The 24,329-nt window shown below is 74.7% G+C and carries 22 protein-coding genes and 1 pseudogene; 15 read left to right on the plus strand and 8 right to left on the minus strand.

Annotated elements, in window-relative coordinates; genetic code table 11:
* Positions 1-50 precede the first annotated feature (50 nt).
* Positions 51-1,976, minus strand: coding sequence for a cholesterol oxidase substrate-binding domain-containing protein (locus tag ABH937_RS09460; RefSeq protein ID WP_370217872.1), 1,926 nt, complete (start codon positions 1,974-1,976; stop codon positions 51-53).
* A 213-nt stretch (positions 1,977-2,189) separates the two neighbouring features.
* Here ABH937_RS09460 and ABH937_RS09465 point away from each other — a divergent pair, with 213 nt between their 5' ends.
* Positions 2,190-3,263: an NAD-dependent epimerase/dehydratase family protein gene (locus ABH937_RS09465; RefSeq protein ID WP_370217873.1), complete on the plus strand. Its 1,074-nt coding sequence runs from the start codon at positions 2,190-2,192 to the stop codon at positions 3,261-3,263.
* Positions 3,264-3,357: 94 nt separating this feature from the next.
* On the opposite strand, the gene ABH937_RS09470 is transcribed toward ABH937_RS09465, so the two are convergent.
* A complete protein-coding gene (locus ABH937_RS09470) occupies positions 3,358-4,533 on the minus strand; it encodes a HAMP domain-containing sensor histidine kinase (protein ID WP_280689381.1) in 1,176 nt (391 codons plus the stop codon).
* Entirely contained in the window at positions 4,530-5,336 is an 807-nt protein-coding gene (locus tag ABH937_RS09475; RefSeq protein ID WP_370217874.1) for a response regulator transcription factor, read from the minus strand. Before ABH937_RS09475 ends, ABH937_RS09470 begins: the two co-directional genes overlap by 4 nt.
* Before the next feature lie 84 nt (positions 5,337-5,420).
* On the opposite strand from ABH937_RS09475, the pseudogene ABH937_RS09480 reads away from it, so the two are divergent.
* From ABH937_RS09480 to ABH937_RS09495, 4 genes and pseudogenes are all read left to right on the plus strand, one after another.
* Positions 5,421-6,089: pseudogene (locus ABH937_RS09480) on the plus strand (glycosyltransferase family 2 protein); the annotation flags it as partial.
* Positions 6,063-6,749 carry a DUF2064 domain-containing protein gene (locus tag ABH937_RS09485; RefSeq protein ID WP_370218014.1) on the plus strand — a complete coding sequence of 229 codons (687 nt, stop codon included), beginning with the start codon at positions 6,063-6,065 and terminating at the stop codon, positions 6,747-6,749. The pseudogene ABH937_RS09480 and the gene ABH937_RS09485, both read left to right, overlap by 27 nt.
* Positions 6,749-7,417, plus strand: coding sequence for a methyltransferase domain-containing protein (locus ABH937_RS09490; RefSeq protein WP_280689379.1), 669 nt, complete (start codon positions 6,749-6,751; stop codon positions 7,415-7,417). Before ABH937_RS09485 ends, ABH937_RS09490 begins: the two co-directional genes overlap by 1 nt.
* 154 nt (positions 7,418-7,571) lie before the next feature.
* The gene (locus tag ABH937_RS09495) at positions 7,572-7,790 is read left to right on the plus strand and encodes a dodecin (RefSeq protein ID WP_280689378.1); all 219 of its coding nucleotides are present in this window, start codon (positions 7,572-7,574) and stop codon (positions 7,788-7,790) included.
* Here the strand turns inward: ABH937_RS09495 and ABH937_RS09500 are convergent.
* On the minus strand, positions 7,753-9,171 hold the full coding sequence (locus ABH937_RS09500; protein WP_370217875.1) for a glycosyltransferase 87 family protein: 1,419 nt from the start codon (positions 9,169-9,171) through the stop codon (positions 7,753-7,755). The genes ABH937_RS09495 and ABH937_RS09500 overlap by 38 nt on opposite strands.
* Positions 9,172-9,307: 136 nt before the next feature.
* Between ABH937_RS09500 and ABH937_RS09505 the strand changes: the two genes are divergently transcribed.
* The 4 genes from ABH937_RS09505 to ABH937_RS09520 all read left to right on the plus strand — a co-directional run bounded on the left by ABH937_RS09505 (position 9,308) and on the right by ABH937_RS09520 (position 11,535).
* Positions 9,308-9,595 (plus strand): hypothetical protein, encoded by a 288-nt coding sequence (locus tag ABH937_RS09505; RefSeq protein ID WP_280689376.1) that lies wholly within the window; start codon positions 9,308-9,310, stop codon positions 9,593-9,595.
* A 134-nt stretch (positions 9,596-9,729) separates the two neighbouring features.
* Entirely contained in the window at positions 9,730-9,939 is a 210-nt protein-coding gene (locus tag ABH937_RS09510) for a hypothetical protein (RefSeq protein WP_280689375.1), read from the plus strand.
* A 70-nt stretch (positions 9,940-10,009) separates the two neighbouring features.
* Entirely contained in the window at positions 10,010-11,122 is a 1,113-nt protein-coding gene (locus ABH937_RS09515) for a molybdopterin-dependent oxidoreductase (RefSeq protein ID WP_280689374.1), read from the plus strand.
* Positions 11,122-11,535: a hypothetical protein gene (locus tag ABH937_RS09520; protein ID WP_280689373.1), complete on the plus strand. Its 414-nt coding sequence runs from the start codon at positions 11,122-11,124 to the stop codon at positions 11,533-11,535. The genes ABH937_RS09515 and ABH937_RS09520 overlap by 1 nt, the downstream gene beginning before the upstream one ends.
* Positions 11,536-11,573: 38 nt before the next feature.
* On the opposite strand, the gene ABH937_RS09525 is transcribed toward ABH937_RS09520, so the two are convergent.
* Both ABH937_RS09525 and ABH937_RS09530 read right to left on the minus strand, forming a co-directional pair.
* Positions 11,574-12,437 (minus strand): S-methyl-5'-thioadenosine phosphorylase, encoded by an 864-nt coding sequence (locus tag ABH937_RS09525; protein ID WP_280689372.1) that lies wholly within the window; start codon positions 12,435-12,437, stop codon positions 11,574-11,576.
* A 111-nt stretch (positions 12,438-12,548) separates the two neighbouring features.
* Positions 12,549-13,091 (minus strand): DUF4383 domain-containing protein, encoded by a 543-nt coding sequence (locus ABH937_RS09530; protein ID WP_280689371.1) that lies wholly within the window; start codon positions 13,089-13,091, stop codon positions 12,549-12,551.
* Between the two features lie 235 nt (positions 13,092-13,326).
* On the opposite strand from ABH937_RS09530, the gene asnB reads away from it, so the two are divergent.
* Positions 13,327-15,183, plus strand: a complete 1,857-nt coding sequence (asnB, locus tag ABH937_RS09535) for an asparagine synthase (glutamine-hydrolyzing) (protein ID WP_280689370.1) — start codon at positions 13,327-13,329, stop codon at positions 15,181-15,183.
* 71 nt (positions 15,184-15,254) lie between these two features.
* Here the strand turns inward: asnB and ABH937_RS09540 are convergent, their stop codons facing one another.
* On the minus strand, positions 15,255-15,452 hold the full coding sequence (locus ABH937_RS09540) for a hypothetical protein (protein ID WP_280689369.1): 198 nt from the start codon (positions 15,450-15,452) through the stop codon (positions 15,255-15,257).
* Positions 15,453-15,853: 401 nt separating this feature from the next.
* On the opposite strand from ABH937_RS09540, the gene ABH937_RS09545 reads away from it, so the two are divergent.
* The 3 genes from ABH937_RS09545 (at position 15,854) to ABH937_RS09555 (ending at position 20,911) form a co-directional block, all read left to right on the plus strand.
* Positions 15,854-19,363 carry a BTAD domain-containing putative transcriptional regulator gene (locus ABH937_RS09545; RefSeq protein ID WP_280689368.1) on the plus strand — a complete coding sequence of 1,170 codons (3,510 nt, stop codon included), beginning with the start codon at positions 15,854-15,856 and terminating at the stop codon, positions 19,361-19,363.
* Positions 19,364-19,428: 65 nt separating this feature from the next.
* Entirely contained in the window at positions 19,429-19,857 is a 429-nt protein-coding gene (locus ABH937_RS09550) for an RDD family protein (protein ID WP_280689367.1), read from the plus strand.
* 169 nt (positions 19,858-20,026) lie between these two features.
* Complete coding sequence (locus ABH937_RS09555) at positions 20,027-20,911, plus strand: alkaline phosphatase family protein (RefSeq protein WP_348533639.1); 885 nt, start codon at positions 20,027-20,029, stop codon at positions 20,909-20,911.
* A 77-nt stretch (positions 20,912-20,988) separates the two neighbouring features.
* On the opposite strand, the gene ABH937_RS09560 is transcribed toward ABH937_RS09555, so the two are convergent.
* A complete protein-coding gene (locus tag ABH937_RS09560; protein ID WP_280689366.1) occupies positions 20,989-21,531 on the minus strand; it encodes a GNAT family N-acetyltransferase in 543 nt (180 codons plus the stop codon).
* A gap of 146 nt (positions 21,532-21,677) precedes the next feature.
* On the opposite strand from ABH937_RS09560, the gene ABH937_RS09565 reads away from it, so the two are divergent.
* Together ABH937_RS09565 and ABH937_RS09570 are read left to right on the plus strand one after the other, a co-directional pair.
* Positions 21,678-22,769, plus strand: coding sequence for a hypothetical protein (locus tag ABH937_RS09565; protein WP_280689365.1), 1,092 nt, complete (start codon positions 21,678-21,680; stop codon positions 22,767-22,769).
* Positions 22,770-22,790: 21 nt separating this feature from the next.
* A complete protein-coding gene (locus ABH937_RS09570; protein ID WP_370217879.1) occupies positions 22,791-24,239 on the plus strand; it encodes an aspartate aminotransferase family protein in 1,449 nt (482 codons plus the stop codon).
* The last annotated feature ends 90 nt before the right edge of the window (positions 24,240-24,329 follow it).

The raw sequence follows: 24,329 nt of genomic DNA on the forward strand, positions 1-24,329 counted from the left end.
CGGTCCGCAGGTGGCAGGCCTGCAGCGGCAGGCGGGTGAGCCGCCGAAGGTCAGCGCAGCAGCTGGTCCAGGAACGCGTTGCCGAACACCCGGGCCGGGTCGTACCGGTCGAGGGTGGCGACGGCGGTGTCCCAGCCCGGCCCGCCGCCGGCGCGGTAGCTGTCGGGGATGACCCGGCCGAGCACGTCGGGGTCGGCCCAGGTGGCGTCGGCGGTGTAGGCCCAGCCCTTGGACCACTCCATGCGCAGGGCCGCGCGGGTGCCGTCGAAGGTGCTGAGCAGCAGCTGTTCGAGGTCGCGGCCGAACTGGTGCAGGCCGGGGGTGCCGGGCAGGGTGAGGACGTCGAACCAGACGGCGCAGTCCCACTCGGGGTGGTCCGGGCGGGCCCGGATGGCGGAGAGCAGCGGCGCCTGGGCGCCGGGGACACCGCAGGTGGACGGGTCCTCCAGGCCGGTGACGCGGATCTCGACGGCGCCGTTGATCGGGAACTGGCCGCGCGCCTGGTACTGCGTCAGCAGCGTCTGGTAGCCGGTGGTGACCTGGTTGACCACCCACTGGACGTCCGCCCGGCGGGCCAGCACGGCGTAGCCGTTGGCGGTCATCCGCAGCGTGGTGGGCCGGACGTAGTGCAGCAGGGTGCGGGACGGCCCCCAGAGGTCGGAGTGCAGGCCGCCGGCCAGCAGGTGGGTGACCACGTCGAGGCTGAGCAGGTCCTGCAGCAGGGTGCCGGAGAGCAGCACGTCGGTGACGTCGCCGGTCAGGCCCAGTGCGGCGATCAGGTACTGGAGTCGGCCGAAGGTGGGGGCCAACGCCCAGGAACCGCTGACCAGTTCGCCGGCCAGGGTGGCGACCGGGGTCGGCAGGCTGTCCGAGAAGGGGTAGTTGTAGGGCTGGGTGACGGCGCGGGAGGAGAGCGGCTGTTCGGGGGTGACGGACCAGGACTTGAGCCAGGGGAACTCGGTGAAGGCGAACCAGATGGCCTCCACCCGCCCGCTCTGCTCCATGAAGTCGGCCAGACCCTGGCCTCCGGTGGCGCCGGGCGCGGCGAACAGCCGGCTGGCCGGGACGTCGATCCGGCTGAGGCAGCGCAGGTTGTGGTCGACGCCGACCCGCAGCACCGCCTCGGTGACGAACGAGCGGCCGAGGTGGACCAGGAAGGCGGCGGCGTCGGGGTCGCTGCGGTCGAAGGTGCGCAGCGCGTACCGGCCGGCGCTCTCGTCCCAGACCACGGCGGTGAGTTCGGTGACCAGGTTGCTGACCGAGCCGTAGCCGTGGCCGGCCGGTGTGTTCTCACCGACGACGGGGACGGCGGTGCCGTGGCCGCCGATGGCGAGCACGCCGCCGAGCGTCACGTCGCCCGGGGCCGGGCAGTGCGTGACGCCGAGGCCGCGCCCTTCCAGTTCGGTCAGCAGGCTCTCCAGGTCGGCACCGGCCTGGGCACGCACGGCCGGCGCGTCGGCGGTGCCGGCGGGGCTGATCGCGGTCAGGTGGGCGGTGGTGTCGACCAGCAGCACGGCGGTGCTCGCCGGGGTGCCGTCGGCGACGGTGAGCGGGGCCCAGGTGTGCCGGTAGCCCTGGGCGCGCAGCCGCCAGCCCTGCGCGTGCGCCCAGTTGGCGAGGGTGACCACGTCGTCGGGGGTGTGCGGGGTGCAGGTCCACAGCTGGTCGGCGTGGATCTCGCCGGCCCAGTTCTCGTACGCCTGCCGGTAGAGCTCGATCCCGGCGGGGAAGGCGGGCGGGGTCGCGAGTGCGGCAACGGCGGCCGCGCCCGTGGGTCCGTCGGCCCCGGCGGCCTCGGCACCGTCCGGGGTGAGGACCGCGCGCAGCAGCCAGGCGGCGCCGCCGAGCGCGGCGGAGCCGGCCAGCAGCCGGCGGCGGGTCAGGCCGCGTTCTGCTCGGCCCGGTAACTCGGCTGACGTGGCGTCATGGTCCGGCGAGTTCAGCGGGTCAAGCGAGTTCAGCGGATCGGTGGCCATCGGGCCCTCCCTGTCGGTCCTGTCGGTGTGCGAGGCAGGCTGACGCTAGGGGAAGCGGCGGGCGCCGGTCGGCGATCGGCGCTCAACCACCAGTTCGAGTGAACCCATCGGCAACCGGGAACTTTTCGGCCACCGGACCGGACGGCTTACGGGAGTCTGACGGTGCGCGCCCGAAGGCCCGGCGGCGCCGGTGCGGCCGCTAGCGTCGAGGCCATGGAGATTCTGCTGACCGGCGGTGCCGGATTCATCGGCTCGGCGGTGGCCGACCGCCTGGTGCGGGCCGGACACCGGGTGCGGGTGCTGGACGCGCTGCTGCCCGCCGTCCACCCGGACGGCCTGGCCGGCGTCACGCTGCCGGCCGAGGTGGAGTTCGTCCACGGCGACGTCCGCGACCCGGCGACGGTGGAGCAGGCGCTACGCGGCGTGGACGCGGTCTGCCACCAGGCGGCGATGGTCGGCCTCGGGCTCGACCTGGACGACGCGCCCGACTACGTGAGTTGCAACGAGCTGGGCACGGCCGTGCTGCTGGCGGCGATGGCCCGTGGCGGGGTGCGCCGGCTGGTGCTGGCCGGATCGATGGTGGTCTACGGCGAGGGGCGCTACGAATGCGCCGAGCACGGCCCGGTGTTGCCCGGGCCGCGGGCCGAACGCGAGCTGCGGGCAGGCCGGTTCGAGCCGCCCTGCCCGCACTGCGGCGCCGCGCTGCGCCCGGGACTGGCCGGCGAGCAGGCACCACCCGACCCGCGCAACGTCTACGCGGTGACCAAGCTGGCCCAGGAGCAGCTGGCCGCCGCCTGGGCCCGTGCCTGCGGCGGCCGGGTGATCTCGCTGCGCTACCACAACGTGTACGGCCCCGGGATGCCGCGCGACACGCCGTACGCGGGGGTGGCCTCGATCTTCCGCTCCGCGCTCGCCGCGGGCCGGCCGCCGCGGGTCTTCGAGGACGGCGGGCAGCGGCGCGACTTCGTCCACGTCCGCGATGTGGCCGCCGCCAACGAACTGGCCCTGCGGGCGGTCGGGGAGCGCCCGGCGGGCAGCTCGCGGGTCTACAACACCGGCAGCGGCACGGTGCACACGGTCGGCGACCTGGCCGTCGCGCTGGCCGCCGCCTGCGGCGGCCCGGCACCGGTGGTGACCGGCGAGTACCGGCTGGGCGACGTGCGGCACATCACCGCGGACTCCGGCCTGCTGCGCGCCGAGCTGGGGTGGCGGCCGGCGGTGTGCTTCGAGGACGGGGTGGCGCAGTTCGCGGCAGCGGCGCTGCGTGGCGCCGCGCGCCTGCCGTGATCTGACGGATCATCGGGTCTGTCGCACCGTCAACTCCCGTGCGCGGCAGGGTGGTCGATCCAGCCCTGCCGCCGCACCGGTGTGCCGGACCGGCTCAGGAGGCGACCGGGGTCCGCGCCGCCGGCAGCGCGATCTCGAAGCAGCAGCCGCCGTTCACGTTGTAGACCGAGGCCCGCCCCTCGTGCGCCTCCACGATGCCGCGCACGATCGCCAGGCCCAGCCCGGCCCCGGTGTCCCCGTGGTGCTGGACCGCCCCGCCGCCGGCCGCCGGGTCGCGCACCGGCCTGGGGGTGCGGGCTTTGCCGCCGCGCCAGCCGGTCTCGAAGACCCGGGCCAGGTCCGCCTCCGGGATCCCGCCGCAGCCGTCGGTGACCGAGAGCACCACATGGCCGTCGCGCTGCCGGGCGGCCACCGCCACCACGCCGTCGGCGGGCGTCGAGCGGATCGCGTTGATCAGCAGGTTGCCGAGCACCCGGGTGATCTCCCGGCCGTCCACCTCGACCGGGGCGGGCTCGACCCGGTCCCCGCTCAGGCGCACCCCGCGCTCGCGGGCCAGCGGGTAGGCGCCCGCTATCGCGTCGCCCACCAGGTCGTAGACCGAGACCCGGGCGAGGCTGAGGGTCAGCGCGCCGGCCTGGATCCGGGAGAGCTCGAACAGGTCGTCGACCATCCCGGTGAGCCGGTCCACCTCGGTCCGGATCTGGCGGTGGTAGCGGGCCGGCTCGTCAGCGACGCCGTCCTCCAGCGCCTCGGCCATCGCGCGCAGGCCCGCCAGCGGGGTGCGCAGGTCGTGCGAGATCCAGGCGATCAGCTCGCGCCGGGACGACTCCAGCGCCTGTTCGCGCTGCCGGGACTCGGCCAACCTGGCGCTGGTGGCGGCCAGTTCGGCAGTCAGCTCGGCGAGCTCGGTGCCCAGCGGGCCGACCGGCGCGGCGAAGCCGTCCGCGCTGCCGACGGTCCGCGCGGCGCGCGTCACCGCCCGGCTGCCGGCCACCACCTGCCGGCCCAGCAGGGCGGCCATCACCAGCGAGACCACCGCGGCCATGCAGGTCACGGTGATCACCACGCCGAGGTCGTGGTGGGAGAGGAACATCGCCTGGGCGACCGCGAGCGTGCCGGCGGTCATCGCGAGCACGGTGACCACGGTCACCGCGAAGAGCGAGAGCGCCACCGAGCGGCGGCGCAGCAGCCGCACGGCGGGCCAGCCGAGCATTCCGGCCACGCCCGCGCCCAGGGCGGCGAAGAGGGCGATCAGCAGCAGGTCCTTCATGCCGCCCCGTCCTTCGCGATCGCGCCGTCGGCAGCGTTGTCGGTCACAGCTGCCGGGGTGCTGTCCGCGGCCGCCGGATCGAACCGGTAGCCGACTCCCCAGACCGTGCTGATCAGCACCGGCGCCGCAGGATCGTCCTCGACCTTCTCGCGCAGCCGCCGCACGTGCACGGTGACGGTGGACAGGTCGCCGAAGTCCCACCCCCACACCTTCTGCATCAGCTCCTCCCGGCCGAAGGCCTGCCCCGGGTGCTTGGCGAAGAAGGTCAGAAGGTCGAACTCCCGCTGGGTCAGCGCGAGTTCACGGTCGTCTCGGAAGGCCCGGCGGGCCTGCTGATCCAGCGTCAGATCGCCCGCCCGGACCGGTCCGCGACCGGCGCCCTGGCTGGGCGCGCCGTGCCGGCGCAGCACCGCCTGGATCCGCAGCACCAGCTCGCGCGGGCTGAACGGCTTGGTGACGTAGTCGTCGGCCCCCAGCTCCAGGCCCAGGATCCGCTCCGACTCCTCGCCCTTCGCGGTGAGCATCACCACCGCGGGGCCGCCGCCGTCCACCCGGAGCCGGCGGCAGACCTCCAGGCCGTCCAGCTCGGGCAGCATCAGGTCGAGCACCACCAGATCGGGGCGCCCCTGCGCGGCCTGCACCAGCGCGGCGCGGCCGTCGGCGGCCCGGTCGACGCGGTAGCCGGCCCGCTGCAGGTAGCCGACGACCACCTCGGCGACGGTCGGGTCGTCGTCGACCACCAGGATCCGGGCGGGTGGGGAAGTCTCTGTCACGCCTCCGAGGATAGGGACCCGCCGCACCATCCCGAGCCCGGGGTGTGCGGCCGTAGGACTTCCGTAAGGCCGCGCCACCTGCTGCGGCGGCCCCGCGCTGCCTAGCGTGGGAGCGTGAACCTCCCCCCTTCTTCTGTCGATGTGGTGCTGCCCTGCCTGGACGAGGCGGCGGCGCTGCCCTGGGTGCTGAGCCGGATCCCGACCGGCTGGCGGGCGCTGGTCGTGGACAACGGCTCCAGCGACGGCTCGGCCGAGCTGGCCCGCGAGCTGGGCGCCCAGGTGGTCAGCGAGCCGCGCCGCGGTTTCGGCGCCGCCTGCCACGCCGGACTGCTGGCGGCCACCGCCGAGCTGGTCTGCTTCCTGGACTGCGACGGCTCGCTCGACCCGGCCCAGCTGCACCGGGTGGTCGATCCGGTGCTGGCCGGCCGGGCGGACCTGGTGCTCGGCCGCCGCCGACCGACCGCGCGCGGCGCCTGGCCGCCGCACGCCCGGCTCGCCAACACGCTGCTCAGCGCCCGGCTGCGAGCCCGCACCGGCGCGCCGCTGCACGACCTCGGCCCGATGCGCGCGGCCCGCCGCACCCGCCTGCTGGCGCTGGGCCTGGGCGACCGCCGCTCGGGCTACCCGCTGGAGATGGTGCTGACGGCGGGCGCGGCCGGGCTGCGGATCGCCGAGGTGGACGTGGACTACCACCCGCGCGCCGGGCGCTCCAAGGTGACCGGCACGGTGCGCGGCACCCGGCAGGCCATCGCCGACATGCGCGCGGTGCTGGCCGCGCCGCCGCCCACCCTGCTGGTGATCGCCAAGGCGCCGCTGCCCGGCCGGGTGAAGACCCGGCTCTGCCCGCCGTGCACCCCGCAGCAGGCGGCCGAGCTGGCCCGGGCCGCGCTCGCGGACACCCTGCGCACGCTGGACACGGTGCCGGCCGGACGCCGGCTGCTGGTGCTGGACGGGCCCACCGAGGCCGTCGCCGATCTGCTGCCGCCCGGCTGGCAGGTCCTGCCGCAGTGCGGCGGCGGGCTGGACGAGCGGCTGGTGGCCGCCTTCGGACACGCCCCGCCCGGGGCGCCCGCGCTGCTGGTCGGCATGGACACCCCGCAACTGCGCGCCGAGACCCTCGCGCAGCCGCTGTCGGCGGCTGCGCGCAGCGGGGCGGACGCCTGGTTCGGCCCGGCGGCCGACGGCGGGTTCTGGGCGCTCGGGCTGGCGCGGCCGAGCCAGGCGCTGGCCCGGCAGCTGCTGCTCGGCGTGCCGATGTCGACCGAACGGACCGGGGCGGCGCTGCTGGCGCGACTGGCCGAGGCGGAGCTGATGGTACGTCAACTACCGGAGCTGAACGACGTGGACACCGCCGCCGATGCCGCGGCGGTGTCGGCACTGGACCCGCACGGAGCCTTCGCCGCGAGCTGGCGCAGCGTCAGCAGGACGGCAGAGGTCGCCTGATGACGGACCTTCAGGTCAGGCAGCGCCCCTGGTGCGACGATCCGTTCGCCGAGGCGATGCGGACCGGGCGCGGCCCGCTCTGGCTGCGCCGCGCGGACGGCGGTCGGCACCCGCTGGAGGTGGAGCGCTGGTGCGCGCCGCCGGACGCCGCCGACCGGGGGCTGCTGCTGCGCTGCCTGGCGGCGGGCCGCCCGGTGCTGGACATCGGCTGCGGCCCGGGGCGCCTGGTCACCGAACTGCTGGCGGCCGGCCTGCCCGCGCTCGGCGTCGACCTGACCGGCGCGGCGGTGGCCCGCACCCGGGACCTGGGCGGCGCCGCGCTCTGCCGCTCGGTCTTCGACCGGCTGCCCGCCGAGGGCCGCTGGGGCACCGCGCTGCTGGCCGACGGCAACCTCGGCATCGGCGGCGACCCGGCCGCGCTGCTGACCCGGGTCGGCGAACTGCTCGCCCCGGACGGCCTGCTGCTCGCCGAGGTGGAACCCGGCGCGGTGGACGAGCGGGTGATGGTCCGGGTGGAGGACGCGGCGGGCGGCAGCGGGCCGCCGTTCCACTGGGCCCGGCTGGGCACCGCCGCCACGCTGCGGTACGCCGCGGGCGCGGGGCTGGTCGAGGAGGAGCGGTGGAGCTCGGCGGGGCGCTGCTTCGTCGCGCTACGACGCGCGGAGTGACGCAGACGGGCGGGCGCCCGGAGTGAGGTGCGCGGCGGGCCCCCGGGACGGGCGGCCCGCCGCGCGAGGCGGTGCGCGATGCGTCACGGTGGAGGAGAAGGACAGCTGCGCCCGCGCCGCTGCACCCAGCCCACCGCAGCCCACGGAGGCCACCATGACCAACCACACCTACCGGGTGACCGAGATCGTCGGTTCCTCTCCCGAGGGGACCGACGCCGCGATCCGCAACGCCCTGGCCCGCGCGGCGCAGACCCTGCGCAACATCGACTGGTTCGAGGTCGAGCAGGTGCGCGGGCACGTGGAGGACGGTCGGATCGGGCACTTCCAGGTGACCGTCAAGGTCGGCTTCCGACTGGAGGACGCGCCGTCCTGACGTACCGTCGCAGCACCGCCCCGGCCGGCGGAAGCGCCGTCCCGACGTACCGTCGCAGCACCGCCCCGGCCAGCACCAGGCCCAGCGCCGCCCCGTAGGCGGGCAGCTGGGCCTGACCGCCGTAGAGGTAGGGCAGCTGTCCGGCGGCCGGCACGGCCAGCCACTCCCACCGGCCGTCCAGCCCGACCAGCGCCACCACCAGCAGCCCGTACCACGGGTAGTCGGGCGTCAGCGCGAGCAGCGCCGTCCCGCTGACCAGCAGCGCGCCGCGCCACGGCCGCGCCGGGTCGCCCCAGCGCAGCACGGCCAGCGCCGCGACCAGGATCGCGAGCAGTGCGCCGAGGGCCGCCAGCGAGTCCGGCAGCAGCACCCGCAGCAGCCCGTAGCGGTTCACCGAGCCCTGGTCGTAGCCCTCCTCGTGCAGGTAGCCGGGCAGGAAGCCGAGCACCTTGCGGCCGGAGAGCAGCAGGTAGGGCAGGTAGCCGAGGACGAAGACGCCGGCGGCGGCCAGCGGCAGCAGCGCGTCGCGCCGGCTCGGGCGACGGCTCAGCAGCCCGGCCATCGCCCCGGGCAGCACCAGCGCCGGGATCAGCTTGACCGCCGCCGCCCCGCCCAGCGCCGCTCCCCCGGCCACCGCCCGGCCCCGGACCGCGAGCGCCAGACCGGCGACCGTCAGCAGCGCGCCGAGCGCGTCCACGTGCGCGTCGTTCACCGCCCACACCGCCACCCCGGGGAACCAGCCCCAGAGCGCCGCCTGCCGTCGCCGCTCGGGCGGCAGGACGAACAGCAGCAGCGCGGTGGTGGCGACCGCCAGCAGCGCTCCGCCGGCCTGGGCCGCGCGCACCCCGTGCCCGTGCTCCACCAGGTGCAGGCCGAGGAACCAGAACTCGGCGACCGGCGGGTAGATGGTGGGCACGCCAGGGCGGTTGACGTGGCTGCAGAAGCCGCCCGGGGCGCGGCGCAGGTCCCAGCCGACGCAGTCGCCGGACGGCGGGAAGAGCGCGGGCGCCTGGACGCGCAGCCCGGCCAACTGCGGCGCGTCGGGCGGATAGTCGTACGGGGAGTGGCCGGCCGCCTGCACCTGGCCGTCCCACAGGTAGCGGTAGGCGTCGTCGCTGGTGCGCGGCGCCGCGAGCAGGCCGCTGGCGGCTACGGCCACCGCTCCCGCCAGCACCACGGCGGGCAGCAGCCGGGCCGGCACCAGCCGCAGCGCGAGGATCGCCACGGCGAAGAGCGCGAGGTCGATCGGGTACCAGAGGGTGAGCGGCGCGCGGTGGCCGAGGGTACCGCCGGTGGTGAAGGTGAGCGCGAGGGCGACGGTCAGCGCGGCCACGGCGGCGAGCGCGGGGAGCGTGAGCCAGGGGGAACGGGGAGCGGGCACAGCGTCACCCTGCCACCCGTGATCGGCGGGCGGGGTGTTCGCCCGGGAACCGTAGGACTTCCGTAAGAGGGTCCTACGGGTCACCGGGCCGCGCTCCGGGCCGGTGTGTGTGCGGCCGCCGCCGTAGCCTGGACTCATGAGGAGCTACCACGGCCCGGCCGTCGTGAGGCAGGGCGGCGTGGAGATCGCGGTCGACGCGCACCTGTACGCCATGCATCCCGAGAACGACCTGTGGAGTTGGCGCGGCACCATCCGCCCCAGCACCGAGCACCCCGAGGAGGATGCCCGGCTCTGGGCGCTGTCACGCAACCAGCCCGGCGTCCTGCGACCGCACGGCGGCCGGGACGGACACTTCCTCACCACCGGGCATCCGGTCGGCGAGCTGCGGCTGGAGATCAAGGGCGGCGGCGTCGAGCCGTTCTGAGCGCCCTCGCCCCTCCGGGTCTCCCCCGGCGCGGAGCCGAGTTGAGCCGCAGGGCAAGGTGGCGGCGCACCGTGATCAGCTGACCGACGGATCTCCGGTGGCGGACCATGGCACCGGCTTGAAGAATCGGGGTCATGGCAAGCCTCGAGGCGAACCCCGGCATAGTCCATCTGGTCCACCGGCCGGAGTACGCGAGCCCTGGTCTGCTGCTCGGCGAGCCGGTCGAGGGCAGCATCCGTGTCGACGGCGTCGGGTGGGTGCATGTCGCCCGGGAGGACGGGTCCCGGGTGTCGTTCCCGCCGCATGCCGTTGCGCGCATCGACTGGGTCAAGCCCGCCGACTAGGTCCTGTCGTAGGACTTCCGTAAGCACGTCGCACCGACCACGGGAGCCCGATCGGCGATTGCATGTGGGCATGGATCTGCTCCGACGCCCGCCACTACCGACCTTCCGGTCCGCCCTGCACGAGCCCCGCACCGCCGTGGTGATCGGCCGTTGGCTCGGGGCCGCGCTGCTCACCTGCTTCCTCACCGGCCTGCTCAGCCACCTGCTCCAGCAGCCGCCCGGCTGGCTGCGCGACCACCTGCCCAGCCGCCCCGTCGACGGCTACCGGGTCACCCAGGGCCTACACGTGATCAGCGGCATCGCCGCGATCCCGCTGCTCGGCGCCAAGCTCTGGACGGTGTACCCCAAGCTCTTCGAGTGGCCGCCGGTGCGCAGCGTGCCGCACGCGCTGGAGCGGCTGAGCATCGCCGTGCTGGTCGGCTCGATGCTGCTGGAGCTGTTCACGGGTCTGCTCAACACGCTCCAGTGGTACCCGTGGCCGTTCCCGTTCCGACAGACGCACTTCTGGCTGGCCTGGCTCGCGGTCGGCGGGCTGCTGCTGCACATCGCGGCCAAGGCCCCGCTGATCGCCGCGCACTGGCGGCGCGTCAGGCCCGGCCTGGCCCAGCGCCGGAGCTTCCTCACCGCGGTCACCGTCTCGGTCGGCGTGGTCACCCTCACCACCGCCGGGCAGAGCGTCCCGTGGCTGCGCACCCTGGACCTGTTCGCCCCGCGCCGCCCCGACATCGGCCCGCAGGGCCTGCCGGTCAACCGCACCGCCGCGCAGGCCGGCACCACCACCGCCCCCGCCGACTGGCAGTTGCGGGTGGACGGCCCGCGCCCGCTCCGCTTCTCGCTCGCCGAGCTGTCGCAACTCCCGCAGTTCTCGGCCGACTTGCCGATTGCCTGCGTGGAGGGGTGGAGTGCCGGTGCCCGCTGGACCGGCGTCCGGGTCCGCGACCTGCTGGACCTGGCGGGCGCCCCCGCCGGCGCCGGGCTCCGGGTCACCTCGCTGGAGGCCGACGGCCCGTACCGGGTGATGGAGATGCCCTCCAGCTACGCCCACGACCCGCTGACCCTGCTCGCCCTGCGGGTCAACGGCGAGGTGCTGGACCCCGACCACGGCTACCCGGCGCGGATCATCGCGCCCAACCGCCCCGGCGTCCTGCAGACCAAGTGGGTCACCCGGATCGAGGTCATCTGATGCGTACCTTCCGCGCCCTGCTCATCGTGGCCGGCCTGGCCCTGACCGGCTTCGGCCTCTACGGGGTGCTCACCGACCACTACATCGACTTCGCCGACCACCCGTTCGACGTGCTGCGCTGGGCGGTCGGCGGGCTGCTGCTGCACGACGGCCTGTGGCTCCCGCTGGTCTGCCTGGCCGGCCTCGCGGTCGCCCGCAGCACCCCGGTCCGCACCGGCCTGATCGTGGCCGCGGCCGTCACGGCGGTCGCCCTGCCGGCCGTCCTGCGCGCCGGCCAGCACAACGGCAACCCGACCGTGCTGCCACTGCCCTACCTGCGCAACTGGCTGCTCGTCCTGGCCGCCATCGCCGTCCTCACCACCATCTGGACGGTCCTCGCCCGCCGGCGCCGGCGCGCGGGCGAGCATCCCTGACACCGATCCGCGGGGGCCGGCGCCGGCCCCCGCTGGTTTCAGGCACCGACTCCCGGCAGCCCGGTGGCCATGCCGTCCAGGGCGTGCGAGCAGACGCAGTCCCGGGTCGTCGGCAACCCCGCCACGGCCTCGAAGAGCACCTCGCGCAGCCGGTCGACGTTGCGCGCGAAGACCTCCAGGACCTCGGCGTGGGTGACGCCCTCGCCGGACTCGACGCCCGCGTCCAGGTCGGTGACCAGCGCCAACGAGGTGTAGCAGAGGCCCAGTTCGCGGGCCAGCACGGCCTCGGGGTGGCCGGTCATGCCGACCACCGACCAGCCGTTGGCGCTGAACCAGCGCGATTCCGCGCGGGTGGAGAAGCGCGGGCCCTCGATCACCACCAGGGTGCCGCCGTCCACCGGTTCCCAGGCCAGCGTCCGGGCGGCGGCCAGCGCGGCGGCCCGGCCCGGCGGGCAGTAGGGGTCGGCGACCGAGACGTGCACCACCTCGGGCACCGTGCCGTCCGGCAGCGGCAGGCCGTCGTAGTAGGTCTGCACCCGGCCCGAGGTGCGGTCGACGAACTGGTCGGGGACCAGCAGCGTGCCTGGCCCGTACGCCTGGCGCAGGCCGCCGACCGCGCAGGGCGCCACCACCTGGCGCACGCCGAGCGCGTGCAGCGCCCACAGGTTGGCGCGGTAGTTGATCCGGTGCGGCGGCAGCCGGTGGCCGCGCCCGTGCCGGGGCAGGAAGGCGACCCGGCGCCCGGCGATCGCGCCGAGGAAGAGCGAGTCGCTGGGCGCTCCGTACGGCGTTTCCACGGTGACCTCGGTGACCTCGTCCAGCAACGCGTAGAGACCCGACCCGCCGATCACCCCGATCTCGGCCGACGCCTCGACCACGTTCCCCATCGCGCTGCTCGTCATGACGAAAGCCCCTCCGCTCGGTGCCGGCGACGCGCTCGACGCGCCCACCGGCACCTTACGAGGGGCCCGGCCCCGTTGCGGCTCACTGCTCCTTACCGAATGCGAACGGTCTCAGTGGTGCACCGTCGGTCGCAGCACCTGCTTGAAGGCGGGCACGTGCCAGCGGCCCGCGATCTCCTCCTCGGGCTGCTGCTCGCCGCTGTGGCGCTGCTGCCAGTACGGGTTGTCGTGCGGCAGGTGGCCGCTGACTCTGCCGTACATGCCGAAGGTGGCGATCACCAGCCCGAACGCGAAGCTGAAGATCACGTTGGCCAGCCGGAAGGCCAGGTGGTTCCAGGAACTGTCGAGCGCGATCAGCCCGACGAATCCGGCCAGGAAGAAGATCGTGCCGACCGTCATGTTGAGCCAGGAGGCGAAGTTGCCGCCGATCACGGCGCCGATCACCAGCACGCCGCCGAAGACGATGGACAGCACGCCGAGCGCGCCGTTGCTCGACAGTCCGGCGAGGTTCTTGCCGTGGGTGGAGAGGTAGCCGGCGTTGCCGGCCGCGCCGAAGCAGCCCCAGATCAGCAGCAGCAGTCCACCGAGGCCGGCGCCGTAGCGGTAGACCTGGGCAAGCCGGTGGTCGGTGGGAAGCTCGTCCTTGAGTCTCATGACAACCTCCACGGGTCAGCGGAGCCGACGCGAATGCCCGTTCGGCACTCCCGATCCACGCTACGCCCGCCCCTGCGTGGTACGCCCGCCCAGCAACTCCCGCCTCGCACAGCCACACTGCTCATCCCGATCTCGGCCAATTCCGGTCTGCTCATGGCGCGTGCACGCCATCCGGGCGTAGCGTCACGAACCGCTCACTGAACGAAGCGGCACGATCAGCGAGGAGGCACTGCGCATGTGCGGGATAGCCGGTTGGGTGGCGTTCGACCAGGATCTGACCGCTCGGCAGGAGGTGCTGGCCGCGATGACCGAGACGATGGCCTGCCGCGGCCCGGACGCGGGCGGCGTCTGGGTGACGACGCACGCGGGTCTCGGGCACCGCCGGCTGGCCGTGATCGACATCGAGGGCGACACCCAGCCGATGACGGTCGAGCAGGACGGCCGGCCGCTGGTCACCCTGACCTACAGCGGCGAGGTCTACAACCACCTGGAGCTGCGCACCGAGTTGGCGGCGTACGGCCACCGGTTCCGCACCCACAGCGACACCGAGGTGGTGCTGCACGCCTACCTGCGCTGGGGCGTCGACTTCGCCACCCACCTCAACGGGATGTTCGCCTTCGCCCTCTGGGACGCCCGCAGCGAGGAGTTGCTACTGGTCCGCGACCGGATGGGCGTCAAACCGCTGTACTACCACCGGACCGCGGACGGCGTGCTCTTCGGCTCCGAGCCGAAGGCGATCCTGGCGCACCCGTCGGTGGACCCGGTGGTCGACCTGGACGGCCTGCGCGAGCTGCTGACGCTGGTCCGGACACCCGGCCACGCGGTCTACCGGGGCATGGCCGAGGTGCGCCCCGGACACCTGCTGCGGATCCGCCGCGAGGGCCTGACGGACCATCAGTACTGGGCGCTGGAGGCCCGCGAGCACACCGACGACCTGGCCACCACCATCGGCACCGTCCGCGAGCTGCTGGACGACATCGTGCGCCGGCAGCTGATCTCCGACGTGCCGCTCTGCTCGCTGCTCTCCGGCGGCCTGGACTCCTCCGCGGTCACCGCGCTGGCGGCGCGCGGGCTGGCGGCCGCCGGCAAGGGTCCGGTGCGCTCGTTCTCGGTGGACTTCGTCGGGCAGACCGAGAACTTCCGCCCCGACGAGTTCCGCCCCACCCCCGACAGCCCGTTCGCGCACCTGCTGGCCGAGCACGTGGCGGCCGAGCACCGCGACATCGTGCTGGACGCCGCCGCGCTCGCCGACCCGCGGCACCGCGAGGCGGTGCTGCGCGCGGCCGACCTGCCGACCGGCCTCGGCGACATGGACACCTCGCTCTACCTGCTGTTCCGGGAGATCCGCCGGCACTCCACGGTGGCGCTCTCCGGCGAGTCGGCGGACGAGCTGTTCGGCGGCTACGCCTGGTTCCACCAGCGCGAGTCGGTGTACGGCGGCACCTTCCCCTGGCTCGCCGCCGCCGCGGTGCAGCGGCTCGGCGGGCCCGGCACCGCCCCGCGCGACAGCCTGCTCGATCCGGATCTGATCGCCCGGCTCGACCTGCCGGTCTACATCGCCGACAGCTACGCCGCCGCGCTCGCCGAGGTGCCGCAGCTGCCGGTGGCGGATCCGCACGAGCGGCGGATGCGGGAGGTCGGCCACCTGCACCTGACCCGGTTCGTCCGGGCCCTGCTGGACCGCAAGGACCGGATGAGCATGGCCAACGGCCTGGAGGTACGGGTGCCGTTCTGCGACCACCGGCTGGTGGAGTACGTGTTCAACACCCCGTGGTCGATGAAGAACTTCGACGGGCGGGAGAAGAGCCTGCTGCGGGCGGCGACCGCCGAGGTGCTGCCCAGGGAGATCACCGAGCGGGTGAAGAGCCCCTACCCGAGCACCCAGGATCCCGGCTACCCGCTGGCGCTGCGCGCGGAGCTGGCCGCGCTGGCCGCCGATCCGAAGGCACCGGGGCAGGCGCTGGCCGACCCGGCGGCGGTGGCCGCCGCGCTGGAGGCGGGTCGCGATCCGCAGTCGGCCCGGCCGGCGGCCGAGCTGCTGCTGGGGCTCGACCGGTGGCTGCGGCTCTACCCGGTCTCGCTGCGGGTCTGAGGCCGGCCGCGGCGCTCAGCTGCGGCGACGCGGCGACGCGCTGACCGGCGGCAACCCCCGTGTGCCGCCGATCAGCGCGGGTACTCGTCGTCGTCGACCGGGACCTGGCGGGTCTGCTCGAAAGCGTCGCCCACATCGGCGGCGGCGGCCAGCGGCAGATCGCGCCGCGGGGAGAGCTGCTCGTCCGCGCCGGACTCCAGGTCCTCCGGGTCCTGCAGATCCTCCGGGTCCAGCGCGTCGACGACGAATTCTGCGGCGTTGTCGGTCATGACCTCACCCCTCACGGCTCCGGGGCCCCGACGGCCCCTGCTGTCCCCAACACTTACCCGACGGGCGGCGCCTCACTCGGCACCCGCGCCCGCCCGCGCGTCGGCGTGCTGCACCGGGAGTTGTACCAGGCATTGTGCTGGGGCCTGGGCGGACAAGGCCTGGGGCCGTGCCGGGTCAGGTCCAGGCGGTGTCGCGGCCGCGCCGCACCAGGGCACGGCGGTCGGTGGACGGCGTGGCGGAGGACGGCTGGAGAGCCATCGGCGGTTCCTTCCCTGGTACGGCGGGGCGAGCCCGCGCAGACCGGCCGGGCTGGTGCCCTCCCCTGTTGGGCACCAACCCGGCCGGGCTCGGTTGCCCTGAGCCTGCCGGAGGCCGCTCACGGGCGGGTAACATCCGGATAATGGACCATCAACAAGGGCCCGCAGACGCCGTTTCCCCCACCCCTGGCTCGACCGACCTGGCTTCGGCCGAGCCCGTGCGCACCGGCCCCCGCCTGCGGTTCGGCCTGCTCGGGCCGCTCACGGTCCAGGAGCAGGGCGGCGCCACGTTGCCGGTCAGCTCGCCCAAGTGCCGAGCCCTGCTGGCGATGCTGCTGCTGGAGCCGAACCGGGTGGTCTCCAGGGACCGGCTGACCGCGGCACTGTGGGGCGAGCACCCGCCGGCCACCGCACCGACCTCGCTCAACAACCACGTGGTCCAGCTGCGCCGGCTGCTCGACCGCGGCAGCCGGGGCCGCCTGCGCACCGTGCCGCCCGGCTACCTGCTGCAGGTCGACGACGAGGAGCTGGACAGCCGGCTCTTCACCACCCAGCTGGACGCCGCCCGCACCGCTCGCCGGCAGGAGGACTGGCAGGGCGTCAGCCGCCAGGCCGGCGCGGCGCTGGCGCTGTGGCGCGGCACCCCGCTGTCGGATCTGCCGACCCTCGCCGAGGAGGCGCTGCCGCACGTGCAGCGGCTGCAGGAGCTGCGACTGCAGGGCCTGGAGTGGTTCATCGACGCCGAGCTGGAGCTGGGCCGACCGCACGCGGTGGTCCCGGAGCTGAACCGGCTGACCGCCCAGCACCCGCTGCGCGAGTCCTTCCACCGCCAGCTGATGCTGGCCCTGCACCGCACCGACCAGCGGGCCGAGGCGCTGGCCGTGCACCGACGGCTGCGCCGCACCCTGGTCGAGGAGCTCGGCATCGAACCGGGGCCGAGCGTGCGGGCCGCCCATCAGGAGATCCTGCGGGCCGAGGCCACGACCGCCCCGCCGATGGTGCCGCCGCAGCGCACCGCCGAGCCCGTCCGCCCGGCGCCGGCCGAGGCGCCTGCGGTGGTGGCCGCCGGCGCCGGGCTGCCCAGGGACGTGGCCGGCTTCACCGGGCGCTCCGAGGAGCTGGAGCGGCTGCTCGCCGCCTGCCGGGCCGACGGCGCGGACGGCCAGGTAGTCGGGATCCACGCGGTGGACGGGATGCCCGGGGTCGGCAAGAGCGCGCTCGCGATCCACGCCGCGCACCGGCTGGCCGCCGACTTCCCGGACGGGCAGATCTTCCTGCCGCTGCACGCCCACACGCCCGGCACCCCGGCCGTGGAGCCCGCGGACGCGCTCACCGCGCTGCTGCTCACCATCGGCGTCTCCCCGCAGCAGATCCCGCCGGACCTGGACGCCCGGGCCAACCTGTGGCGCAGCCGGCTGGCCGGGCGGCGGATGCTGCTGCTGCTGGACGACGCCCGCAGCAGCGAGCAGGTCCGCCCGCTGATGCCCGGCACCCCCGGCAGCCTGGTGCTGGTCACCAGCCGGCGCCGGCTGCCCGCGCTCGGCGACGCGCTGCCGGTCACCCTCGGGGTGCTGCCGCCGCACGAGGCGGCCGCGCTCTTCACCGCCACCGCCGGCCGCCCCGACCTGGCGCCGGACCAGGAGGCGGTGATCGAGGTGGTGCGGCTCTGCGGCTACCTGCCGCTGGCGATCCACCTGACCGCCGCGCGGCTGCGGCACCGGCGTGCCTGGTCGGTGGCCGACCTGGTGCCAGACCTGGCCGCTGCGGCGGGCCGGCTGGGCGCGCTGCGCGCCGAGGACGTCTCGGTGGCCGCCGCCTTCGACCTCTCCTACCGGGATCTGACGCCCGCTCAACGCCGGCTCTTCCGCCGGCTCGGCCTCTTCCCGGGCGACGACTTCGACGCCCGGGCGGCGGCCGCGCTGGACGACAGCGAACTGCCCACCGCCCGGCGCCTGCTGGAGGAGCTGGAGGACCACCACCTGGTCGACGAGCCGGTGCGCGGCCGCTACCGGATGCACGACCTGATCCGCGAGCACGCCCGGGCGCTGAGCACCGAGGACGAGCCGGCGGCCCGGCACGCCGCGGTGGCCCGGCTGCTGGACTCCTACCTGGCGCTCGCCATCGAGGCCGGCGGACACCTGGCGATCCGCTGCCCGGGCCGGCCGAGCAGCGGCGAGCTGCCCACCGAGGAGGCGGCCCGGGCCTGGCTGCGCGCCGAGCGCGGCAACCTGCGGGCCGCCGTCGAGTACGCGGCCAGCCACGGGCACCCCCGGCACGCGGTGCAACTGCCCTCCGCGCTGCACGACTTCCTGCGCACCCAGGGCCACTGGAACCAGGCGCAGGCGCTGCACCGGATCGCGCTGGAGACCGCGCGGCTCACCTGCGACTGGCGCGGCCTGGCCGAGGCCCTCACCCACCTGGGCACCTTCCAGCGGCTGACCGGCGAGCACGAAGCGGGTGCCGACCACCTGCGCCAGGCGCTGGACCTGTTCCGGTCGCTCGACGAGCCGGGCGGGCAGGTCGCCGTGCTGATCCAACTCGGCGCGATGGAGCGCACCTTCGGGGACAACGGCAGGTCCCGGGAGCACTTCGCGCAGGCGCTGACCCTGGCCAGGAGCGCGCAGGACCGCCCCGGCGAGGCCGAGACGCTCAGCCAGCTGGCCATCCTGGGCCGGATCACCGGCGAGCACACCGAGGCGACCGAGCACGCGGTACGGGCGCTGGCGCTCTTCCAGGAACTCGGCAACCGCACCGGCCAGACCGCGGCGCTCAGCGAGCTGAGCCTGATCCAGCAACTGACCGGCGACCTGGCCGGTTCCGAGGCCAGCCTCTGCCAGGCGCTGGAACTCTGCCGGGCCCGCGACGACCGGCCCAGCGAGGCGTACGCGCTGGCCAGCCTGGGCTCGCTGCAGCAGCTGACCGGGCGCTTCCAGGAGGCCGAGCGGACCCACCAGCAGGCGCTGACCCTCTATCAGGGCCTGGGCAACCGGATCGGGCACGCCAACGCGCTGATGGCGCTGGGCGCGGTGCGGCTGGTCACCGGGCAGTACGCGGCGGCCGAGCGGGACCTGGGGCGGGCCGGCCTGATGTACCACGAGCTGGACGAGGCCCGCGGGCGGATGAACACCCTGGCGTACCTGGGCGTGCTGCGGCAGGCGACCGGGCGGCACCAGGAGGCGGTGCTGAACCTGCGTCAGGCGCTCGCGCTCTACCGCGAGCAGGGCGACCTGCTCGCCGAGTCCCGGGTGCTCGCCTACCTGGGCGACGCGCTGGTCTCCACCGGTGAGCACGCGGCCGCCGCCGACCACCTCGGGCAGGCGCTGACGATCTGCCAGGAGCGCGGGGACCAAGCCGGCGAGGCGGAGGTGCGCAACCTGCTGGGCCACCTGCTGACCGTGACGGGCGAGCAGGCCCGGGCGCACACCGAGTTCGCCGGCGCGCTGAACAGCGCGCTGGCCGCCGGCTCTCCGCTGGAGGAGGTCCGCGCGCTGGCCGGGCTGGGCGCCGGCGACCTGCGGGCCGGGCGCCGCTGCGAGGGCACCGGCCGGCTGCGCCAGGCGCTGACCCTGGCCCGCCGGCTGGGCGTCCCGGAGGCGGCCCGGATCGAGGCGTTGCTGGCGGAGCTGCCGGCGGGCCTGGCCGCCGCCGGCTGACGGCGGGTCAGCCCGGCCGGCGCAGCCGGGCTTGCGGCGCACAGGTCGACTGGCAGGCTGGAGGCGTGGCGGACCTGGAGGAGAGCACGGTGAGCAGCGCGCTGGCCTATACCCACTGGTCGGTGCGTGTGGTGTCCTTCGTGATCGACATGCTGGCCTGCTGGTCGCCGAACATCATCGCGGGGGCGATCGACTCGCACAACGGCGCGCTGCAGGTGGGCATGCTGGCGGTCTCCGTGGCGCTGCTCGGGTACAACCGCTGCCACCTGGCCGGGCGCACCGGGCAGAGCTGGGGCAAGCGCCTGATGGGGACCGACCTGGTGGGTCTGGACACCCAGGAGCCGATCGGTGCACGGCGGGCGTTCCTGCGTGATCTGGCGCATCTGCTGGACACGCTGTCCTGCTTCCTGGGCTGGCTCTGGCCGCTCTGGGACGACCGGAAGCAGACCTTCGCGGACAAGCTGGCCGCCACCGCGGTGCTGGGCGGCGACTGAGCGCGCCGCGCACCGCCGCCGGGCCCCGGTCACCGCCCCGATCCGGGCACCCGGTTCCGGTCCTGCCGGCGTGGCGGTTAGGGTGCGGTTCACGTCCGGTTGGCTGTGCAACTCCGAGCTGTGCAACTCCGACCGGATGACGTCTGCACCTGAACGATCGGAGTCACCCGTGTCCAGCCTCTGGCCCGCCGGCCCGCGCCGCGTCCTGGTCGTCGGCATCGACGGCGTCCGCCTCGACCTGCTGCCCGAGCTGGACACCCCGCATCTGGACGCGGTGGCGGCCGACGGCTTCCTGGCCCCCGTCGAGGTGGACGAGGCCACGCCCACCATGTCGGGACCGTGCTGGGCGACCATCGTCACCGGGGTGACGGTGGCCAAGCACGGCGTCTTCGGCAACCACTTCGGCGGCAACCGGCTGGACGTCTTCCCGGACTTCACCACCCGGCTGGCCGAGGTGCACCGGCGCCGGACCTTCGCGGTGGGCGGCTGGGAGCCGCTCTTCCTGGCCCGCCAGGGCGGCCCGCTCTTCGCCGCGCCCGGCCGGCTCTCCTACATCGCCCCGCTCGAGGACACCCCGCAGGCCTGGGAGGTCTGCGACGAGCGGGCCACCACCGAGGCGGTCGCCGTGCTGACCGGTGACGAGGAGCCGCAGGCCGGCTTCGTCTACCTGGGCGCGGTGGACGAGACCGCGCACTTCCTGGGCTGCGGCGAGGAGTACCGCCGCTCGATCGAGGCCGCCGACGTGCGGCTCGGCCGGCTGCTGGCCGCGCTGCGGGCCCGCCCGGGGTACGCCGAGGAGGAGTGGACGGTGATCGTGGTGACCGACCACGGCCACGTCGACCAGGGCGGCCACGGCGGGCGCAGCACCCTGGAGCGCACCGCCTGGGTGGCCGCCAGCGGCCCGGGGCTGCCGCCCGGCGGCGAGGTGCTGCCGGTGCGCCACGTGGACGTGGCCGCGCACGTCTACGCGGCGCTGCAGATCGTCCCCGACCCGCACTGGACCCTGGACGGCCGGCCGTTCACCCCGGTGAGCGCCATGGAGCCGGCCCGCTGAGGCCGGTACGGGCCCAGACTTCGACGGGCTCAGACTTCGACGGGCCCGGACTTCGATAGGCCCGGACTTCGACAGGCTCAGACCAGCGCCTTGACCAGCCGCTCGAAGGCCAGGTCAGGGCGCTTCGGCACACCGAAACGCTCGTCGCCGTACGGGAACGGCGAGAGTTCACCGGTGCGGGTGAAGCCACGGCGCTCGTACCAGGCGATCAGGTCCTCGCGCTGCACGATCACCGTCATCTCCAGCTCGCCGGCGCCCCACTCGGCGCGGGCGAACCGCTCGGCCTCGGCGAGCACCGCCCGGCCCACCCCGCCACCCTGCTGGGCGGGCCGGACCGAGAACATCCCGAAGTACGCGCCGCCCGGGCGCCGCTCCACCGTGCAGCAGGCCAGCAGCTCGCCGGTGTCGGCCCGCTCGGCGAGCAGCACCCGGGTGTCGGGGCGGGCCAGCGTCTCGGCGACGGAGTGCTGGTCGGTGCGCTGCCCGTCCAGCAGGTCGGCCTCGGTGGTCCAGCCGACCCGGCTGGCGTCGCCGCGGTAGGCGGACTCCACCAGGTCGACCAGTGCGGGGATGTCCTGCTCGGTCGCGGGACGGAAGGCCAGCGGGGCGGCGGTTGCCATGGGCGTGCTCCAGACGGCAGACAAGGCGTCCTGGCATGGTGCCACGGCGACCCCCCGGATGGACCAGTAGGGCGCGGGGCTGGGCCGGTCGCGGGTGAGGATGAGACGGTCCGTAACCGTCCGATCACCCGGGAGTGCTGAGCCGCATGCAGCCGCGCGTCTTCGCCATCATCACCGCGGTCCTGCTCGGGGCGCTCGGCCTCGGGGCGGTGGCCGTCACCGACTGGACCCCGAGCGCCGCCTCGACCGCGGGCCGGGCCGCGCCGGCCGCGAAGGCGGTCGCCGCCTCCGCCTCCCCCACCGGCGATCCGGCGGTCTGGACCCGCAGCACGCTGCGCAACAAGCTGATGGCCGAGATGGCCGCCACCGACCCGGGTGTCGCGCTGGCCGACCTGGACAAGATCACCAAAGCGAAGCCGTACACCGTCCGGTTCTGCCACCCGATCGCGCACGAGCTGGGGCACACGGCGGTCAAGCGGTACGACTACGACTTCGCCAAGGTGCTCTCCTTCCCGCACGACACCTGCGCGTCCGGGTACCTGCACGGCGCGGTCGAGGAGATGCTGGCCGCCTCCACCGACCCGGGCACCGACCTGCTGAAGCTCTGCCAGCCCCAGATGACCGGCCCCTGCGTGCACGGCACCGGCCACGGCACGATGTTCGTCACCAAGCAGAACGTGCCGGCCGCGCGCGACCTGTGCAGCAAGTACGGCTCGCAGAACCGGATCATCACCTGCTCCGAGGGCCTCTTCATGCAGCTCTTCGGCCCCGACGAGGAGGACGAGAACGCCAAGGCGCAGCTGCCCGCCGACAAGCTGGCCGCCGAGCCGCTCTATCCCTGCCCCGAGCAGCCGTCGCTCTTCCAGTCGGCCTGCTACTTCTACGCGCCGACCTTCTTCCTCTCCTCGCACGACTACCCGAACCACCCCGAGGTCTACGCCCAGGCGCTCAAGTGGTGCCTGAACGCCCAGGCCACCGGCGGCGCGGGCGACTGCAGCCGCGGGGTCGGCTCGCGCACCATGAAGTACAACCTGGACCGCGAGGACTGGGTGGGCCAGCAGTGCGCGAGCGCGGCGGACAGCTGGCAGCGCAAGTCCTGCGTGGACGGGATGGTGAGCTACTACACGGTCAACTACACCGACCCGGGCGCCGCCGGGCGGCTCTGCGCCAAGCTCACCGACCAGGAGATCGCGCGGGACTGCCGCTCCTCGGCGCACCTGTCCGGATCACTCGACTGACCGGCACGTAGCATCGGCGGCATGTCCGAGCCGTCCTTCCGCGAAGCCGCCCACGCCACCGCCGACCTGGTCGCCGACTACCTGGCGGCGGTGCCCGAGCGGCCGGTCTGGCAGCCGATGGACCCCCGGGCGCGGGCTCGGCTGCTGGACGCGCCGCTGCCCGGCGGCGGGCGCGACCTGGCGCAGCTGCTGCGGGTGATCGAGGCCGAGGTGCTGCCCGCGCCGATGGGCAACGGGCATCCGCGGTTCTTCGGGTGGGTGAACTCGGCGCCCGCGCCGGCCGGCGTGCTGGCCGCGCTGGCCGCCGCCGCGATGAACCCGAGCTCGGCGGGCGGCGACCACGCGGACGTGCACCTGGAGCGGGCGGTGGTGCGCTGGCTGGCGGAGCTGGTCGGCTTCCCGCACCAGCCCGGCGCCGGGCTGCTCACCTCGGGCACCTCGATGGCGACGATCGTCTGCCTGGCCGCCGCGCGCGGCCGGGCGGCGGCCAGGGCCGGGCACGACGTGCGGGCCGACGGGTTGGCCGGGCTGCCCCCGCTGGTCGGCTACCTCAGCGCGGAGACCCACTCCTGCGTGCGCAAGGCCGCCGAACTACTGGGCCTGGGCAGCCGGCAGCTGCGGGTGGTCGCGGGTGACGCCGAGGGGCGGCTGGACGCCGCGGCGCTGCGCGCGGCCATCGCCGAGGACCGGGCGGCCGGGCGGCTGCCGTTCCTGGTGGTGGCCTCGGCCGGGACGGTCAACACCGGCGCGGTGGACCGCTTCGAGCCGATCGCCGACCTCTGCGCCGAGCAGGGCCTGTGGCTGCACATCGACGGCGCCTACGGGGCGTTCGGGGTGCTGGACCCCGCGATCGCGCACCGCTACGCGGGTCTGGCCCGGGCCGACTCGCTGGCCCTGGACCCGCACAAGTGGCTGGGCGTGCCGGTGGACTGCGGCTGCGCGCTGGTGCGGGACGCCGAGCAGCTGCGCGGGACCTTCAGCCTGGTCCCGGCCTATCTGCGCGACGAGGAGGCCGGCGGTCTGGGCTGGTCCTCCGGGTTGGGCTGGTTCTCCGAGTACGGCATCGAGCAGACCCGCCCGTTCCGCGCGCTCAAGGTCTGGGCCACCATCGCGCACCGGGGCCGCGACGGCCTCGCGGCCGACATCGCGCACTGCACCCGGCTGGCCCGCCGGCTCGGCGAGCTGGTCGAGGCCGATCCCGAGCTCGAGCTGCTGGCGCCGGTGGAGACCTCGATCGTGGCCTTCCGGGCCCGCCCGGCCGGCCTGGCGCCGAGCGAGCTGAACGCGCTCAACCAGGCGCTGCCGCTCGCGGTGCAGCGCCGCGGGCAGGCCTTTGTCACCGGCACCGTGCTGGCCGGTCGGGAGGCGCTGCGCGCCTGCCTGCTGAACGCCGCCACCACGGAGCCGGACCTGGCCGTGCTGCTGGCCGAAGTCCACGCCGCGGCAAGCGATCTGACTACCCGACAGTAGGGACGACCAGCACCGTTGGTTTCTTCGCAGACATTTACCGTCCGGTCATAACAGATTCGTGATCGTGAAACACCAGCGCGTCATGGTGGG

Source organism: Kitasatospora sp. GAS1066B (assembly GCF_041262605.1).
Taxonomy (GTDB): Bacteria; Actinomycetota; Actinomycetes; order Streptomycetales; family Streptomycetaceae; genus Kitasatospora.